14 protein-coding genes are annotated in these 16,434 nt (G+C 65.0%); 5 read left to right on the top strand and 9 right to left on the bottom strand.

The genetic code is table 11. From position 1 onward, the window contains the following. Positions 1–4 precede the first annotated feature (4 nt). The 3 genes from GRI55_RS07925 to GRI55_RS07915 form a co-directional block, all read right to left on the bottom strand. The gene (locus tag GRI55_RS07925; protein WP_082835494.1) at positions 5–571 is read right to left on the bottom strand and encodes a NuoB/complex I 20 kDa subunit family protein; all 567 of its coding nucleotides are present in this window, start codon (positions 569–571) and stop codon (positions 5–7) included. A 1-nt stretch (position 572) separates the two neighbouring features. Next, positions 573–947, bottom strand: coding sequence for an NADH-quinone oxidoreductase subunit A (ndhC, locus tag GRI55_RS07920; protein ID WP_050601222.1), 375 nt, complete (start codon positions 945–947; stop codon positions 573–575). A gap of 130 nt (positions 948–1,077) precedes the next feature. Beyond that, positions 1,078–2,508 (bottom strand): coniferyl aldehyde dehydrogenase, encoded by a 1,431-nt coding sequence (locus GRI55_RS07915; RefSeq protein ID WP_160766761.1) that lies wholly within the window; start codon positions 2,506–2,508, stop codon positions 1,078–1,080. Between the two features lie 104 nt (positions 2,509–2,612). Between GRI55_RS07915 and GRI55_RS07910 the strand changes: the two genes are divergently transcribed. Genes GRI55_RS07910 through GRI55_RS07900 form a run of 3 tightly spaced genes read left to right on the top strand, consistent with a single transcriptional unit; the run spans position 2,613 to position 4,756 of the window. Further along, positions 2,613–3,809, top strand: coding sequence for a thiolase family protein (locus GRI55_RS07910; RefSeq protein WP_160766760.1), 1,197 nt, complete (start codon positions 2,613–2,615; stop codon positions 3,807–3,809). Positions 3,810–3,865: 56 nt separating this feature from the next. Further along, complete coding sequence (locus GRI55_RS07905; protein WP_160766759.1) at positions 3,866–4,288, top strand: hypothetical protein; 423 nt, start codon at positions 3,866–3,868, stop codon at positions 4,286–4,288. A gap of 57 nt (positions 4,289–4,345) precedes the next feature. Next, positions 4,346–4,756, top strand: a complete 411-nt coding sequence (locus GRI55_RS07900) for a hypothetical protein (protein WP_160766758.1) — start codon at positions 4,346–4,348, stop codon at positions 4,754–4,756. A 3-nt stretch (positions 4,757–4,759) separates the two neighbouring features. On the opposite strand, the gene GRI55_RS07895 is transcribed toward GRI55_RS07900, so the two are convergent. Then, positions 4,760–5,227: an SH3 domain-containing protein gene (locus tag GRI55_RS07895; RefSeq protein ID WP_063506588.1), complete on the bottom strand. Its 468-nt coding sequence runs from the start codon at positions 5,225–5,227 to the stop codon at positions 4,760–4,762. 109 nt (positions 5,228–5,336) lie between these two features. On the opposite strand from GRI55_RS07895, the gene GRI55_RS07890 reads away from it, so the two are divergent. After that, positions 5,337–6,350 carry a 2-hydroxyacid dehydrogenase gene (locus tag GRI55_RS07890; protein WP_160766757.1) on the top strand — a complete coding sequence of 338 codons (1,014 nt, stop codon included), beginning with the start codon at positions 5,337–5,339 and terminating at the stop codon, positions 6,348–6,350. 60 nt (positions 6,351–6,410) lie between these two features. Here the strand turns inward: GRI55_RS07890 and GRI55_RS07885 are convergent, their stop codons facing one another. From GRI55_RS07885 to GRI55_RS07865, 5 genes are all read right to left on the bottom strand, one after another. After that, positions 6,411–7,817, bottom strand: coding sequence for an NAD(P)H-dependent flavin oxidoreductase (locus GRI55_RS07885; RefSeq protein WP_050601216.1), 1,407 nt, complete (start codon positions 7,815–7,817; stop codon positions 6,411–6,413). A 27-nt stretch (positions 7,818–7,844) separates the two neighbouring features. Next, positions 7,845–8,519, bottom strand: a complete 675-nt coding sequence (locus GRI55_RS07880) for a class I SAM-dependent methyltransferase (protein ID WP_160767055.1) — start codon at positions 8,517–8,519, stop codon at positions 7,845–7,847. A 65-nt stretch (positions 8,520–8,584) separates the two neighbouring features. Continuing rightward, positions 8,585–9,712 (bottom strand): peptide chain release factor 2, encoded by a 1,128-nt coding sequence (prfB, locus tag GRI55_RS07875; RefSeq protein ID WP_063506591.1) that lies wholly within the window; start codon positions 9,710–9,712, stop codon positions 8,585–8,587. Positions 9,713–9,795: 83 nt separating this feature from the next. After that, positions 9,796–12,294 (bottom strand): penicillin-binding protein 1A, encoded by a 2,499-nt coding sequence (locus GRI55_RS07870; protein ID WP_160766756.1) that lies wholly within the window; start codon positions 12,292–12,294, stop codon positions 9,796–9,798. Between the two features lie 63 nt (positions 12,295–12,357). Then, complete coding sequence (locus GRI55_RS07865; protein ID WP_307019423.1) at positions 12,358–13,230, bottom strand: N-acetylmuramoyl-L-alanine amidase family protein; 873 nt, start codon at positions 13,228–13,230, stop codon at positions 12,358–12,360. Positions 13,231–13,670: 440 nt separating this feature from the next. Here GRI55_RS07865 and GRI55_RS07860 point away from each other — a divergent pair, with 440 nt between their 5' ends. Beyond that, the gene (locus GRI55_RS07860) at positions 13,671–16,409 is read left to right on the top strand and encodes an Rne/Rng family ribonuclease (protein ID WP_160766755.1); all 2,739 of its coding nucleotides are present in this window, start codon (positions 13,671–13,673) and stop codon (positions 16,407–16,409) included. The last annotated feature ends 25 nt before the right edge of the window (positions 16,410–16,434 follow it).

Genomic DNA, 16,434 nt, shown 5'->3' with positions numbered 1-16,434 from the left:
CGCCCTACCTCTCGATCGTGCCCGCGCGGCGGATTTTCCGCTGCAGCTGCATCACGCCGTAAAGCAGCGCTTCGGCGGTCGGCGGGCACCCGGGAACATAGATGTCGACGGGGACGATACGGTCGCAGCCGCGCACCACCGAATAGCTGTAATGGTAATAGCCGCCGCCATTCGCGCAGCTGCCCATCGAGATGACGTATTTGGGCTCCGACATCTGGTCGTAGACCTTGCGCAGCGCAGGCGCCATCTTGTTGCACAGCGTACCGGCGACGATCATCACGTCGCTCTGCCGCGGCGAGGCGCGCGGAGCGACGCCGAAGCGCTCCATGTCGTAACGCGGCATGTTGACGTGGATCATCTCGACCGCGCAGCAGGCGAGGCCGAAGGTCATCCACCACAGCGATCCGGTGCGCGCCCACTGGAACAGGTCCTCGGTGCTGGTAACGAGGAACCCCTTGTCGTTCACCTCGGTCTGGAGCGCGTTGAAATAGTCCGCGTCGGGCTGGCGGGTTTCGCCGCCCTGCGCGGCGGGCACGGTCTGCGGCGGGGTGATGATGGTCGAATTGCTCATGTCATTCCCAGTCCAGTGCGCCCATCTTCCATTCATAGGCCAGGCCGACCGCCAGAATGCCGAGGAAGATGATCATCGCGATCCAGCCGGTCCAGCCGGTGTATTCGAGGCTTACCGCCCAGGGAAACAGGAACGAGGCCTCGAGATCGAACAGCAGGAAGCTGATCGCCACGAGGTAGAACTTGACGTCGAACTGGCTGCGCGGGTCTTCGAAGGCGGGGAAACCGCATTCATATTCGCTAAGCTTCTCGGCATCCGGCTTGTGCGCTCCGGTTAGCCGCGACACGCCCATCGGCAGGAAGACGAACAGCGCCGAAAGCCCTGCGGCGAATATCAGGAAGATCAGGATGGGCAGGTATTGTTCGAGGTCGACCACGAATGATTCCTAGGCGTAAAGCTTGGTTCGCGCCCGCCTCTAGGCCCCTCACCCAGATGGCGCAAGGGTGCAGAAATGCGAACAATTCGCAACAATTCCGCACCCCGCGCACACCCCCTGCCCCGGGGTGTTACTTCATCATCGTTTTGACCGCTTTTTCAGTCGCGGGCCCATAGGGCGGCTTTAATCCGCCCAGTTTGGCGACGTCGATCTTGGGCTGGGTATAGATGCTGCGTGCGTGGCTGAATTCGCGGAAGCCCTCGACCCCGTGATAGCTGCCCATCCCGCTCGGTCCGACTCCGCCGAACGGCAGGTCTTCCATCGACACGTGGAAGATAACGTCGTTGACCGTCACGCCGCCGCTGATCGTCCGCGACAGCACCTTCTCGCGCTCGTCGCTGTCCTGGCCGAAGAAATACAGGCCCAGCGGGCGATCGTGGTCGTTCACGTAATCGATCGCCTCGTCGATGTGGCGATAGGTCTTCACCGGCAGGACCGGGCCGAAGATTTCCTCCTGCATCGCGCGCATGTCGTCATTGACGTTCTTGAGGATCGTCAGCGGCATCTTGCGCGCATTGGTGTTGGAGAAATCCTCGTTCCCGGGATTGACCTCGATCACCTCGGCACCCTTGTCGCGCGCATCGGCAACCAGCTCCTGCAGGCGGTCGAAATGGCGGTCGGTGACGACGCTGGCGTAGTCCTCGTTATCGAGCAGCGTGGGGTACATGTTGGCCGTCCCCTGCCACACGCCGTGGATTGCCTCGTCCTGCTTGCTTTCGGGGACATAGAGGTAGTCGGGCGCGAGGCAGATCTGGCCTGCATTGAGCATCTTGCCCAATGCCACCCGCTCGCCCGCCTTGGCGAAATCGGCGCTCTCGCCGAGGAACACCGGGCTCTTGCCGCCCAGTTCGAGCGTGACGGGGACGAGGTTCTTGGCCGCCGATTCCATCACCTTGCGCCCGGTCGCGGTCGATCCGGTGAAGATCAGGTGGTCGAACGGCAGTTCGCTGAACGCCGCGGCGACTTCGGGCCCGCCGGTGAACACCGCGCATTCGTCGGGGGTGAAGTATTCCTCCACCAGTTCCTTGGTCAGCAAGCTGGTCTTCTCGGTGAACTCGCTCGGCTTGATCATCGCGCGATTGCCCGCAGCGAAGATCTGCATCAGCGGGCCGAAGCTGAGATTGACGGGGAAGTTCCACGGGCTGAGGATGCCCACCACGCCCTTGGGCTCGTAGCGCACCTCGGCCTTCGCACCCAGCAGGCCGAGCGGGAACTGGACATGGCGCTTTTCGGGGCGCGACCATTTGTCCATGTGCTTGAGACAGTACTTGCCGAAGTTCACCGTGCCCGCGATGTCGGTGATCATCGACTGGTGCGGCGAGCGATTGCCGAAATCGGCCGCCATCACCTTGCACAGGTCGTCCGCATGATCGGTGAGCAGCTTCATCGCGCGCTGGATGCGGTCCTTGCGCAGCGCCTGCGGTTCGGGGCGCATCTGGTGGTGCGCGGCGCGCTGCTTGCGCAATACGGCTTCCATGTCGGTTTTCCGGTCGTCCGCCATTGCTCTCTCCGTTTGATATTGCTGCATCGCAGCACTAGGTTGTGGGCCACCAGATAGGTCGCCATTGGCAACCGATATTCCAGAACCGAAGGACATACACAAGCATGACCCAGTTCAGCGCATCCGATCCCGTCGTCATCCTGTCTTACGCCCGCACTCCGATGGGCGGCATGCAGGGCGCGCTCGCCGATGTCTCGGCCACCGATCTCGGGGCCACGGCAGTAAAGGCCGCGGTCGAGCGCTCGGGGGTGCCGGTGGACAGTTTCGACCGCACCTACATGGGCTGCGTCCTTCCCGCCGGGCTCGGCCAGGCGCCCGCGCGGCAGGCATCGATCAAGGCAGGCCTGCCCAAGTCGGTGCAGGCGACCACCGTCAACAAGGTCTGCGGCAGCGGCATGCAGACGGTGATCATGGGCGCCGAAGCGCTCGCCAGCGGCACGGTGGACTATGTCGTCGCGGGCGGGATGGAGAGCATGACCAATGCCCCCTACCTGCTCAAGAAGCACCGCAGCGGCGCGCGCCTCGGACACGACACCACCTATGACCACATGTTCCTCGACGGGCTCGAGGACGCGTACGAAGAAGGCCGCGCGATGGGCACTTTCGCGCAGGAAACCGCCAATGACTACCAGATGACGCGCGAGGAAATGGACGAATACTCCATCGAATCGCTGCGCCGCGCGAATGCCGCGATCGACAGCGGTGCCTTTGCCGATGAGGTCGTCCCGGTCACCTTCTCGACCCGCAAGGGCGAAGTCACGGTCGAGCATGACGAGCAGCCCGGCAAGGGCCGTCCCGACAAGATCCCGCAGCTGCGCCCCGCCTTCGCCAAGGACGGCACGATCACCGCAGCGACCTCCTCCTCGATCTCCGACGGTGCGGCGGCCGTGGTTCTGAGCCGCGAAAGCGTCGCTAAGGCCAATGGCCAGCAGCCGGTGGCGAAAATCGTCGCCATGGCCGCGCATGCGCAGGAACCCGCGCAGTTCACCGTCGCCCCGATCGGCGCGATCGAGAAGGTCCTCGACAAGGCCGGCTGGAGCGCGGACGAAGTCGAACTGTGGGAAGTCAACGAGGCGTTCGCCTGCGTCGCCATGTTCGCGATGCGCGACATCGGCATCCCGCACGACAAGATCAACGTGAACGGCGGCGGCACGGCTCTCGGCCACCCGATCGGCGCCAGCGGCACACGCATCATCGTGACGCTGCTCAACGCCCTCAAGCAACAGGGCAAGAAGCGGGGTGTCGCCTCGTTGTGCATCGGCGGCGGCGAAGCCACGGCGGTCGCAGTCGAACTGGTCTGATATTCGGGCACTTACCCCTTTCGCGCGCGTTGAGGCGGGCGAAAGGGGAAGTATCCATGAAGAAGTTTCTGGTCGCCGCATCCTGTGTGGCGCTTGCCGCCTGCGGTTCCAACGAGACAGAGGCTCCGGTCGAGCCGATCGAAACCGCTGACACGACGCTCGACAGCACCGCCACCGGTAATGTCGCCGGCACCTATGAGGTGAAGCTCGCCGACGGCAGCGTCACGATGCAGACCATCAATGCCGATGGTACCTACGTCGACACGACTCCCGATGGCACCCGCATCGGCGGCGGCACCTGGCGCACCGGCGACAATGGCACGATGTGCTTCGATCCGGAAGGCAACGATCCCGAGGAATGCTATACCGGCGGTGCGCCGGCAGAAGATGGTGCTTTCGAAATGCGCGGCGAAGACGGCACGGTCCAGTCCTCCGTCCGCAAGGTCGAAGCCCAAGCGATGGCCGCTCCGTCGGAATGACAAACGATCAGGGCGGCGCTACGCTAGCCGCCCTGATCGTTCGCAAGGGAGGATTTCATGACGTTCAAGCTTTTGCCGATCGTTGTGCTTGGGGCGCTGATTGCCGGATGCAGCAACGAGACCAACGCCGACACGGAAACGCCGATCGAAGGGAGCGAACGTGCCTCTCCTGCCGCCTATGTGATGGGACCGGGCAGATATGCCATCGAGGGCGGTGACGGAACGGTCTATTCGCAGACTGTCGTCAAGCCTGACGGAACCTATGCGGATCTCGATGGCGAAGGCAATGAAGTCGGACGCGGAACCTGGCGGGACGAGCGCGGCCTCGCCTGCTTCGATCCGGATGGAGACGGGCCCGATCAGCAGGAACGCTGTTGGACGAATTCCGCCTTGGCCGAAGACGGGAGTTTCACAAGCACGCGCGACGACGGAAGCGAGAGCTACACGATCCGCCCGATCGGCGAATAACCTTCAGGGTTCGCCCGCGCCCCACAGCCGGTTCTGCGCGATATAGCCCCGATAATCGTCGATGCGAAGTTCGCACCAGCCATCGTCGCAGCCTCCGAGCGCACCGACCACGCCGGGTTCGACGCGCCATTTCAGCATCGCGTCGTGCGACGGGCCATCGCGCAGTTCGGCCAGGCCGTCCCCGATGACGATGGCCCCGCGATCGGGACTGAGCAGCCGGGCCACGACCCAACCCTGCGCGCCGTCGGGATCCTCGATCAGCCGCCAGCCTTCCATCAGCCGCAGGACCTTCACCGGCAGGCCGGGAAGCCGGTAGACCCAGTCGATCTTGTAATCCGCGCTCGGGCCGACACGCATGTTGAGCACGCTCGCACGAATCGTCGCCCAATAGGGGGTTTCGCGGTCCTGCGCCTGCAGGGGAGCGGCGAGGCCGGCCAGCAGCAGGAAAGGCATGAATAGGCGTGCAAACATCGCGGTGGTGAATCGGGCATCACGCGCTTCCAGTCAACGCCCTTCATGCGCGATATCGCAGGCGAATCCTTGACCACGGCGCCGCCGGCGTCCTAGCGCTGCTGCACACATGGAAAGCCCCGACACCCGCCCCGCCAAGCGTCTCGAACGCACGCCGCGCGTCTTCGTCACGCGTCACCTGATGCCTTCGGTCGAAAGCCGCATGCGCGAGCTGTTCGACGTCAGCCTCAACACCGAGGATCAGCCGCTTACACGCGAACAGCTGGTCGCCGCGATGCAGGAATACGACGTGCTGGTGCCGACGGTGACCGACCGGATCGATGCCGACATGATCGCCGCTGCCGGCCGGCAATTGGGTCTGATCGCCAATTTCGGCGCGGGCACCGAACACATCGACCTCGCAGCGGCTTCCGCGCGCAATATCCTGGTCACCAACACCCCCGGCGTCTTCACCGACGACACCGCCGATCTCGCCATGTCGGGGATTATCGGCGTGCCGCGCCGTATCCGTGAAGGGGTCGAACTGATCCGCAGCGGCCGGTGGACCGGCTGGACGCCTACCGCGCTGCTCGGGACCAAGCTGGCGGGCAAGGTGCTGGGGATCGTCGGCATGGGCCGGATCGGCCAGGCGGTGGCTCACCGGGCGCATGCCTTCGGGCTCGAAATCGCCTATCACAACCGCAAGCGGCTGCCCGAAGCGGTGGAACGCATGTTCAAGGCGCGCTGGGTCGAACAGCTCGACGACCTGATGAGCGAAGCCGATATCCTGTCGCTGCACTGTCCCGCCGGCCCCGATACGCACCACATGATCGATGCGCGGCGGATCGGCCTGATGAAGGACGGCGCCTGCCTCATCAACACTGCCCGCGGCGATCTGGTCGACCAGGAAGCGCTGATCGCCGCGCTGGAAAGCGGCAAACTCGCGGGTGCGGGGCTCGACGTCTATCCCGACGAACCCGATGTCGACGCACGGCTGATCGCCCACCCCAATGTGATGACACTGCCGCATATCGGCAGCGCCACGCGCGAGGGCCGCGAGGACAGCGGTCTTAAGGTGATCGCCAATATCCGCATGTGGGCCGACGGCCACCGCCCGCCCGATCAGGTGCTTACGGGGTTCTGACCCGAGACCGCCCCGCCCCGGCCCGAAGGCCGGGGTGAAGCGGATCCGGTATTGTAGGGCCTAGTCGCCGGTCAGGATACGCTCGACCAGTTCCTGCACCGTCGGGGTGTAGTTGTTCGAGTAGAACGGGTCCTGCTTGAAGCGGTAGGCCGCGTGGCCGGCGAAAGCGAGGTTCTCGTCCGGGTCGCCGCCATGCGCGATGTCCTGCAGCGTTTTCTGGATGCAAAAGCTGCGCGGATCGGCAAGCCGCCCGGTGGTGTGGTTGTCATGATCCTTCCAGCTGGAAAACTGGCAGTGCGACAGGCAGCCCATGCAGGCCTGCTGGTCGGCGCGGATCTGCTCGGCGCTTTCGGGAGTGGTGAACACCACCGTGTCGTCGGGCGTCTTGAGCGCCTCGGTAAAGCCCTCGTGCATCCAGGCCTGCGCCTTGCGCTGGTCGCCGGGGTGGACGAAGAAATATTTCGCCTTGCCGTGATCGGCCAGCGGAATGGTCCCTTCCTCCTCGTCGCGCTTGAAGATCGGGATCTGCCGCTCGCTGCGATGCATCAGATCGTAGAGGAACGGCGTCTTCACCGCGCTGGAATAGAAACCGGTCGGGCTGAACTTGTGCAGCAATACGTCGCCCGGCTCGACCGTGCGCAGCATGTCCTTCCACACATTGGGGATCGGGCTTTCCTGCGTCAGCAGTGGACGCGTGCCGAACTGGAACATGATCTTGCCCAGCTCGGGATTGTCGATCCAGTCGTTCCATTCGCGCAGGAACCACACGCCGCCCGCCATGACGATGGCAGTGTCTTCGGACACGCCTTCCTTGCGCATCGTGTCGCGCAGCGCGGCAACGCGCGGATAGGGATCCTCGGGCTTGGCCGGGTCCTCGGCGTTGGACAGGCCGTTGTGCCCGCCCGCCAGCCAGGGGTCTTCATAGACCACTGCCGCCATCAGGTCGGGGACCTTGGAATAGCTGCGCTTCCACAGCGCACGGAACGCGCGCGCCGAGCTGACGATGGGCAGGTAGTGGACATTGTGCTTCGCGGCGATTTCCGCGAGCTTGTAGGGCATGCCCGCGCCGCAGGTGACGCCGGTGACGAGGCCGGGGCAGTTCTCGAGGATGCCTTCGAGGACCTGCTGCGCGCCGCCCATTTCCCACAGCACGTTGATGTTGATCGCGCCCTTGCCGCCCGAGATTTCGTGCGCACGCTTGACCTGTTCGGTGCCGCCTTCGATGCCGTAGCGCACCAGCTGTTCGAAGCGTTCGACGCGGGTCGCCTGCGGATAGACCTGCGGGATCGGGTTGCCGTCCTCGTCATAGCTGTCGGCATTGACCGCGCTGACGGTGCCGATGCCGCCCGCGGCGGCCCAGGCACCCGAACTCAGGTGATTGGTGGCGGACACGCCCTTGCCGCCTTCGACCAGCGGCCAGACTTCCTTGCCGCCATAGCTGATCGGCTCGAGACCCTTGAAACTCATAAACTCAACGCTTTCTCTGCTTTTGTCTTATGCAGGCCGTTCGGCCCTGGCGCCTAGCGCGGCACGATCGCCGCGGCAGCGCTCTATCTCTCCGGGAGCGGGTCTCGTAGCGGCTGCCTTGAACTGTGCATAGTACCCCGCCAGTTCGGGCGCGTCCTTGAAGGCCACCAGCTCGTAGCCGACCGCTTCGAATTCGCAGCTCAGCAGCAGGGGGTCGATCCCGTGCTGGTCGGTCGGTCGGTCGATATCGACGACGACCACCTGCCCGCCGTCGCGCAGCGCGGGCCACATCCGCCAGAGGAATTCATAGGGGCTTTCGATCTCGTGGTACATGTGGACCATGAAGATGCGATCGAAACTGGCGGCGGGCAGCATCGGATCGGCCAGTTCGCCCTGCCGGATCGAGACGTTTTCGAGGCGGTAGCGCTCGATCCGGCGGGCTAGCCGGGTCAAAGCGGCGCCATCGATATCCTGGGCCAGCACGCGGCCGTCATCGCCGACGCGTTCGGCCAGGCGAACGGTGTAATAGCCATTGCCCGCGCCGATGTCGGCCACGGTCATGCCCTCGGCGATCTCGGCAAGCTCCATCACCGTGCTCGCCTCGCCGCGGCTGTCGCGCTGGTCTTCGGTCGAGAACTGGTTCGATCCCAGTTCGGACACCGGGCGGTCCGGTTCGGGAAAGCGCGGGCCGTCATCGGCCATTCGCGCATTGCCCTCGCAGCCGGCCAATGCCGCCGCGACCAGCAGGGTCGAGAGGAGGCGGTGCCTCACTCGGTATCCTCTACCTCGACCTTCTCGCCGGTCACCCGCTGCGCCAGCGCGGCCGAGATGAACGGGTCGAGCGCGCCGTCGAGCACGTCGTCGGGCGTGGGCGACTGAACGCCGGTGCGCAGGTCCTTCACCATCTGATACGGCTGCAGCACATAGGACCGGATCTGGTGCCCCCACCCGATGTCGCTCTTTTCCTGGTATTCGCCCGAAGCGGCCGCCTCGCGTTCGGCCATCTCGCGTTCGAACAGCCGCGCTTTCAGCATGTTCATCGCGGTGGCGCGGTTCTTGTGCTGGCTGCGGTCGTTCTGGCTGGCGACGACGATCCCGGTGGGCTGGTGGGTGATACGCACGGCGGAATCGGTCGTGTTGACGTGCTGCCCGCCCGCGCCGCTGGCGCGGTAGGTGTCGATCTTGAGGTCGGCGGGGTTGATCTCGATGTCGATGTCGTCGTCGATTACCGGATAGACCCACACCGAGCTGAAGCTCGTGTGGCGCCGCGCCGAGCTGTCGTAGGGGCTGATCCGCACGAGCCGGTGAACGCCGCTCTCGGTCTTGGCATAGCCATAGGCGTTCTCGCCCTTGATCAGCAGCGTCGCGCTCTTGATCCCGGCCTGGTCGCCCGCGGCATATTCGACCGTTTCGACCTTGAAGCCGCGCCGTTCGGCCCAGCGCGCATACATGCGCAGCAGCATGTCCGCCCAGTCCTGGCTTTCGGTGCCGCCCGCACCGGCGTTGATCTGCAGATAGGTATCGGAGCCGTCGGCTTCGCCCGAAAGCAGCGCCTGGACTTTGTCGCGGTCGGCGCGGTCGGCCAGCCCGGCGAGCGAATCGAGCCCTTCACGCTCGACATCGGCATCGCCTTCCGCTTCGCCCATCTCGACGAATTCGATCGCATCGGCCATCTCGCTCTCGATTTCGCGCACCGTGTTGATCGCGGTTTCGAGGCGCTTCTGTTCCTGCGTGATCGCCTGCGCCTGCTTGGGATCGTCCCACAGGGTGGGGTCCTGGACGCGCGCGTCGAGTTCGTCGAGCCGGCGCAGCGCCTGCTCCCAGTCGAGCGACTGGCGCACCAGCGACAGCGCGGCTTGGATACGGTCGATATGGGCCTGCCCTTCGGCACGCATAGGAAATTCCTTCGGATCTGCTTGGACCTGCCCCTAATATGCGCAGGGCGATTGTAAAGTGCAGCGGCGGCGGGACGCGTGCGTCAGTAGATGCCGCCCTGGTCCTCGACGAAATCGTTGGGCTGGTCGCCGCCATCGCGCGCGCGCGCCGATAGCGCCCCCTGCCGGCCGCGGCGGATCAGCTCGAGAATCTCGTTGCGCTTGGCGGCGATCGCATCGCTGCGTGTCGCCCGCGGCGGTTCGGTGTCGGGCTTGAAGGCTTCCCAGATGATCGAAGCGGTGGGCTCGTTCGACGGGGTTCCTTCGAACACGCGCTTGCCGCTGCGGCGGTCGATCTTGACCATCCGCACGCCCGGCGGGGCTACGAAATCCTCGGCCTGCCAGCGATCCGGAGTGGCTTCGACGAAGCGTTTCATGATGGTTGCGGCGGTATTGCCGCCCTGCACCCAGCCGCCCAGATTGCGCGGCTGGTCGAAGCCGACATACATGCCGGCGATGATTTCGGGCGAGCCGCCGACGAACCAGGCATTGGTCGGGCCATTGGTGGTGCCGGTCTTGCCGAACAGCGGCAGGTCGAGGCTGCGCAGGCGGACCGCGGTACCGCGGGTGACCACGCCCTGCAGCATGTGGACCATCTGGAACGCGGTGCGCGGGTCGAGCACCTGCTTGCCCGACATGTCGAAGCGCGGCATCGGCTGCCCGTCCCATTCGGCCATGTTGCATCCCGAACAGTTGCGCGTGTCCGTGCGGAAGATCACCTTGCCGTCGCGGTCCTGGACGTAATCGATCACCGAGCCCGGGTTCTGCCGGCCCCAGTTGGCCAGCGCGGCATAGGCGTTGACCATCCGCGCCACCGTGGTGTCGCCCGCGCCCAGCGCGAAGGAATAATAGGGTTCGTAGGACCCGATGCCGAGCCGGTCGATCGTCTTGATCACATTGTCCATTCCGGCATCGTCGGCGATGTGGACCGTCATCAGGTTGCGGCTCTGTTCGAGGCCCCAGCGCAGCGTATGAACACCGCCCCCGCCGCCGCCGAAGTTGCGGAAGCATTTCTCGCCCAGATTGGCGCCCTGCCAGACACAGAACGTCTGGTCGGGCACCTGCGTCGCCGGGGTCATTCCCTGGTCCAGCGCGGCGGCATAGACGAAGGGCTTGATCGTCGACCCCGGCTGTCTCAGCGCCTGCGTCGCGCGGTTGAAACTGCCGAGCCGGCTGTCGAAGCCGCCCTGCATGGCGAGCACCCGGCCGGTTTGCGGCGCTTCGGCAAGGAACGCGCCCGAAACCTCGGGAACGCCGCGGATCGCATAGCCCCCGCCCGACCTTGCCGCGGCGACCACATCGCCGGGCTTCAGCGACGAAGGCCCGCCCGACAGCGCGAATTCCTCGCCATCGGAAAAGCCGATCCGCCCCGGCGCTGTCACCACGCCCACGCGCCAGTCGCGATAGTTGATCCCGATGTTGGACGAAGCGAGCTGCGCGGTAAGATCGCCATTGTCGGGATTGAGCGTGGCGATCGGCCCGGTAAACCCGCGATTGCCGTGATAGCTGATAAGCTGCGCCCGCAGCGCGTCGCGTGCGGCATCCTGCAGTTCGACATCGAGCGAGGTGCGCACCCACAGCCCGCCCGAATAGACGCTGTTGCGGCCATCGTCGGCGGTTTCGCCGAACTGGTCGATCAACTGGCGGCGGACTTCCTCGAGGAAATACCCCGCATCGGCCGAACGCGTCCGTTGCTGTTCGACCAGCCCCAGGCCCATCCGTTTGGCCGCTTCGGCCTCTCCCGACGCGACGAAATCGTTCGCCACCATCTGGTCGAGCACGAAATTGCGCCGCACGATCGCCATGTCGCGATACCGTTCGCGGCCATAGCGCTCGGGGGCCTTGGGCAGGATGGCAAGGAAGGCCATCTCATGCAGGTCGAGATCGCCGACATCCTTGTCGAAATAGGCGCGCGCTGCCGCCTGCACGCCGAAACTGCGCCGCCCCAGCGGAATCTCGTTGAGATAGAGTTCGAGGATTTCCTCCTTCGTCAGCACGCTTTCGATGCGCGTGGCGAGGATCATTTCCTTCAGCTTGCGGGTCACCGAATATTCGTCGCCCAGCAGCAGGTTCTTGGCGACCTGTTGGGTGATCGTCGACCCGCCGACCGCGCGTTCGCCCGACCCGAACTTGGTCGCATAGTCGATCACTGCATTCGCCGTGCCGGTGATATCCACCCCGCCATGGCTGAAGAACGTCTTGTCCTCGGCCGACAGGAACGCCTGCGTCAGCCGCTCGGGGAAATCCACATACTGCAGCTGAACCCGCCGCTCGCGCGCATAGGTGCTGACAATTTCGCCGTCGATCCCGCGCACCACCGTGGGCAGCGGCGTTTCATATTCCAGCAGCGATTCGGCATCGGGCAGGTTGCGGCCCAGCGTCGCCCAGGCGAGCAGGATGGCCACCACCGCGAAGCCGCCGAGATAGCTGAGCACGCGCAGCTTGCGATTGTGCGACCAATTGTCACCGAACCACGCGATCAGCCGCTTGGGATCGCGGCTGATACGGTAGCGATAATATTGCAGGGCGGCTTGTTCTGGCATGATGGTGGAAGGGCCTCTAGCATGGTCATTCTGCAAATCGCCAGAACGAACAGCGTGACGGGATCAGCTTTCTTGCTGGCGGGCGAAATAGCTGCGGATCGCCCGCGCCATGACTTCGGCGAAACGCGCCCGCCCCTCGGGCGACGCCAGACGCCGCGCGTCGTCTTCATTGGTGATGAAGCCGCTTTCGAACAGCACCGATGGCACATCGGGTGCGCGCAGCACCTTGAGCGCGGCCGATTTGCGCGCTTGCGGATGGAACCGGATCGCCCCTTCGGCCTCGCGCCGGATCAGCCGGGCGAAGGCGTCCGACTGCTCCTGCGTACGGCGCTGCGACAGTTCGACCAGGATCGTGCTGACGACGTCGCTTTGCGCGCCGACATCGGTCCCGTTTATCCGGTCGGACGCGTTCTCGCGTTCGGCGAACAGCGCGGCGGCCTCGCTCGATGCCTTGTTCGACAGCGTGTAGATGCTGGCCCCGGTCACCTCCGCCGCCTCGCCCGCGCTGTCGGCATGGATCGACAGGAACAGGTCGGCATCGAGCCGGCGGGCGATATCGACGCGTTCGGCATGCACGAGATAGCGATCGTCATCGCGCGTCAGCGCGACCCGCACCCGGCCCTCTTCCTCCAACCGGTCGCGCAGCGCGCGGGCGAGACCCAGCACGATCGTCTTCTCGCGGTACCCCTGCCCCGAGGCCCCGGGATCGTGTCCGCCGTGACCGGCATCGATCACCACCAGCGGCAGCCCCGCGCGGCCCGCGACCTCGGGCAGGTCCGCCGGCCTGTCGACGCGCGGCAATTCCACCCGCAGGACATAGCCACGCCCCATTTCAGGCACGGGTATGCGCTGCGCCGAAACGACCAGCAGCGCCACTGCGGCGAGCGGCAAGAGAATGAGCAGGAGGATTTGCGCCCGTATCGACATTGGCCGCATGGTTACGGCCTTGTTGCCGAATGACGCAATATGGTTGCCGTGTGAAACCCACGGTGCTAGCGACATGTCATCGGTTTCCCGGTGCCTCCGATCGGCGCGAACAATGCGCGACGAAGAGGGTCACATGGAAAAACCGTGGTTTTTCAGGCCGCAGCGGCAGTCCCGCTCAGGCCCAAGTCAATACAGGTTGATGCCGGACATGGCCCGTTACTCCCCGACATTCGCAGCACTGGCGCAAGCCCGTGCAGCCGTGTCGGGTCGGACAGCGCAGAAACAGCGCGCGGCCACTCCCGCAGTCACGAATACCCGGCCTCCTGCACCAGCAGGGCGCGGCCGGTTCGCAAACACCGCGATGCCCCAGGAGGGCCGCGGATTTTCCAACATAAATCGCCGCGCTTTTGCAGGGTCATCCCTGCCCCGACGCGGCTGGAGACAGATACATGGCAACGCGCATGCTTATCGATGCGCGCCACCAGGAAGAAACCCGGGTGGCGGTGCTCAAGGGCAACCGGATTGAAGAATTCGATTTCGAATCTGCCGATCACAAGCAGATCAAAGGCAATATCTACCTAGCCAAGGTTACACGGGTCGAACCGTCGCTGCAGGCGGCCTTCGTGGATTTCGGTGGCAACCGCCACGGCTTCCTCGCCTTCAGCGAGATCCACCCCGACTACTACCAGATCCCCAAGGAAGATCGCGAAGCGCTGCTCGAAGCCGAGGCCGAAGCTGCCGAGGAAGAAGCGCGGCTGCGTGAAGAGGAAGAAGACCGCGGCGAAATGCCCGGCGACGAATACGACGCCGACGACGAAAGCTCCGAAGCGCTCGCCGAAGACCTCGCCGAAGACGGGCTCGAGGAAGTCGATACCTCCGACAAGGACGATGTCGCCACGATCGAGGAAGGCCATCTCGACGGCAATGAGGACGACGACGATTCGGATGACGAGGGTTCGGACGATGACGACGACAAGTCGCGCGGACGCGGCCGTGGTCGCCGCCCGCGTGGCCGCCGCCAGAACGGCAAGGGCCGCGCGCGGACCAAGGAAGTCGACGAAGCGCGTGCCAAGCGCATGGCGCTGCGCCGCCGCTACAAGATCCAGGACGTCATCCAGCGCCGCCAGGTGCTGCTAGTCCAGGTCGTCAAGGAGGAACGCGGCAACAAGGGCGCCGCGCTCACCACTTATCTCAGCCTGGCCGGTCGCTACACCGTGTTGATGCCCAACAGCAGCCACGGCGGCGGCATTTCGCGCAAGATTTCCAGCGCATCGGACCGCAAGCGGCTCAAGCAGGTCGTCAGCTCGCTGAGCCTACCGCGCGCCATGGGCCTGATCGTGCGCACCGCCGGGCTCAGCCGCACCAAGACCGAGATCAAGCGCGATTTCGACTATCTCGCACGGCTGTGGGACGAAATCCGCGAACGCACGCTGTCCTCCAGCGCGCCCGCGCTGATCCATTCGGACAGCGATTTGATCAAGCGCGCGATCCGCGACATCTACAATCGCGAGATCGAGGAAGTCGTCGTCGAGGGCGAGGAAGGCTACAAGCTGGCCAAGCAGTTCATGAAACTGCTGATGCCCAGCCACGCCCGGCGCGTGAAGCAATATTCCGACCCGGTGCCGATGTTCCAGCGCTATGGCGCCGAGGATCAGCTCAAGGCGATGTACGACCCGATGGTCCAGCTCAAGTCTGGCGGCTATCTAGTCATCAACCCGACCGAAGCGCTGGTTTCGATCGACATCAACTCGGGCCGCTCCACCAAGGAGCACAATATCGAGCAGACCGCGCTGCACACCAATCTGGAAGCCGCGCGTGAAATCGCTCGCCAGCTGCGGCTGCGCGACATGGCCGGGCTCGTGGTCATCGACTTCATCGACCAGGAGCACCATTCGAACACGCGCAAGGTCGAACGCGCGATGAAGGATGCGCTCAAGAACGATCGCGCGCGGATCCAGGTCGGCCGGATTTCCAGCTTCGGCCTGATGGAAATGAGCCGCCAGCGCCTGCGCACCGGCGTGCTCGAGGCGACCACGCGCGAATGCCCGCACTGCGATGGCACCGGGCTGGTCCGCACCGCATCGAGCGCGGGTCTTTCGGCGCTGCGCCTGATCGAGGACGAGGCTGCCAAGGGCAAGGGATCGGTCATTCGCCTGGCCGCCAGCACCGAAGCCGCGGTCTATCTCCTCAACGAGAAGCGCGCCGATCTGATGGAGATCGAACAGCGCTACCACGTGACCGTCGAAGTCGTGCCCGAGGGCGAGGACGAAGGCGCCAAGATGGTGGTGTCGAGCCACGGTCCCAAGCCGAAGGACGCGCCGCGTTTCGATCCGATCGTCCATGAGCAGGACGAGGACGACGACGAGGAAGAAACCGCCGAGGAAACTGCCGAAAACGACGGCGACGGCGAGAACGACGATGATCGTCCGCGGAAGAAGCGTCGTCGGCGGCGGGGCGGCCGTGGTCGCAACAAGAACCGTTCGCAGGATGACTACCGGGACGACAATGACGATGACAATGGCGGCGACGGCAATGACGACGCCTCATCGGACAATGACAATGACGATGGGGACGACGGAGACGACAGTGGCAAGAAGCGCCGCCGTCGGGGTGGACGCCGTCGGGGTGGACGCGGCCGTGGCCGGAACGCTGACGAGGTGAACGCCGAAGACGCGCAGAACCTCGAACAGGTGTCGGAAGCCGTGGTCGACGACATGGCAGTCGTCGCCGGTCCGAGCGATTCCCCCGAAACGGCCGAAGCCGCCGCGGAAGAGGAAGAAAAACCCAAGCCCAGGAAGCGGGCACCGCGCAAGAAGAAGGCCGACACCGAAGCGGCTGATCCGGCGACCGGCGAGGCCGAGGCCGAAGCCAAGCCCGCGCCGAAAAAGCGGGCCCCGCGCAAGAAGAAGGCAAATGCCGAAGCCGGTGATCCGGAAACGGGCGAAAGCGAGGCCGAGGCCGAAGCCAAGCCCGCGCCCAAGAAGCGGGCTCCGCGCAGGAAGAAGGCGGAAGCCGAACCTGCCGCCGATGCCGCGGTGGAACCGGCCGCCGAGGCCCCCGCGGAACCGGCGCCCCAGTCCGCCCCTGCTCCGGCGCCTGCGCCCGAAGCTACGGAACAGCCGGCCCCGGCAGCTGAAGCCCCCAAGCCCAAGCGGGGCTGGTGGCAGCGGACTTTCGGCGACGAATAAGGACCTCGAGGGTCGGCGAGCCGCT

The organism is Qipengyuania citrea (assembly GCF_009828015.1).
Taxonomy (GTDB): Bacteria; Pseudomonadota; Alphaproteobacteria; order Sphingomonadales; family Sphingomonadaceae; genus Qipengyuania; species Qipengyuania citrea.
The sequence above is the reverse complement of the archived record's forward strand: the minus strand, read 5'-3'. Positions and strand labels throughout refer to the sequence as shown.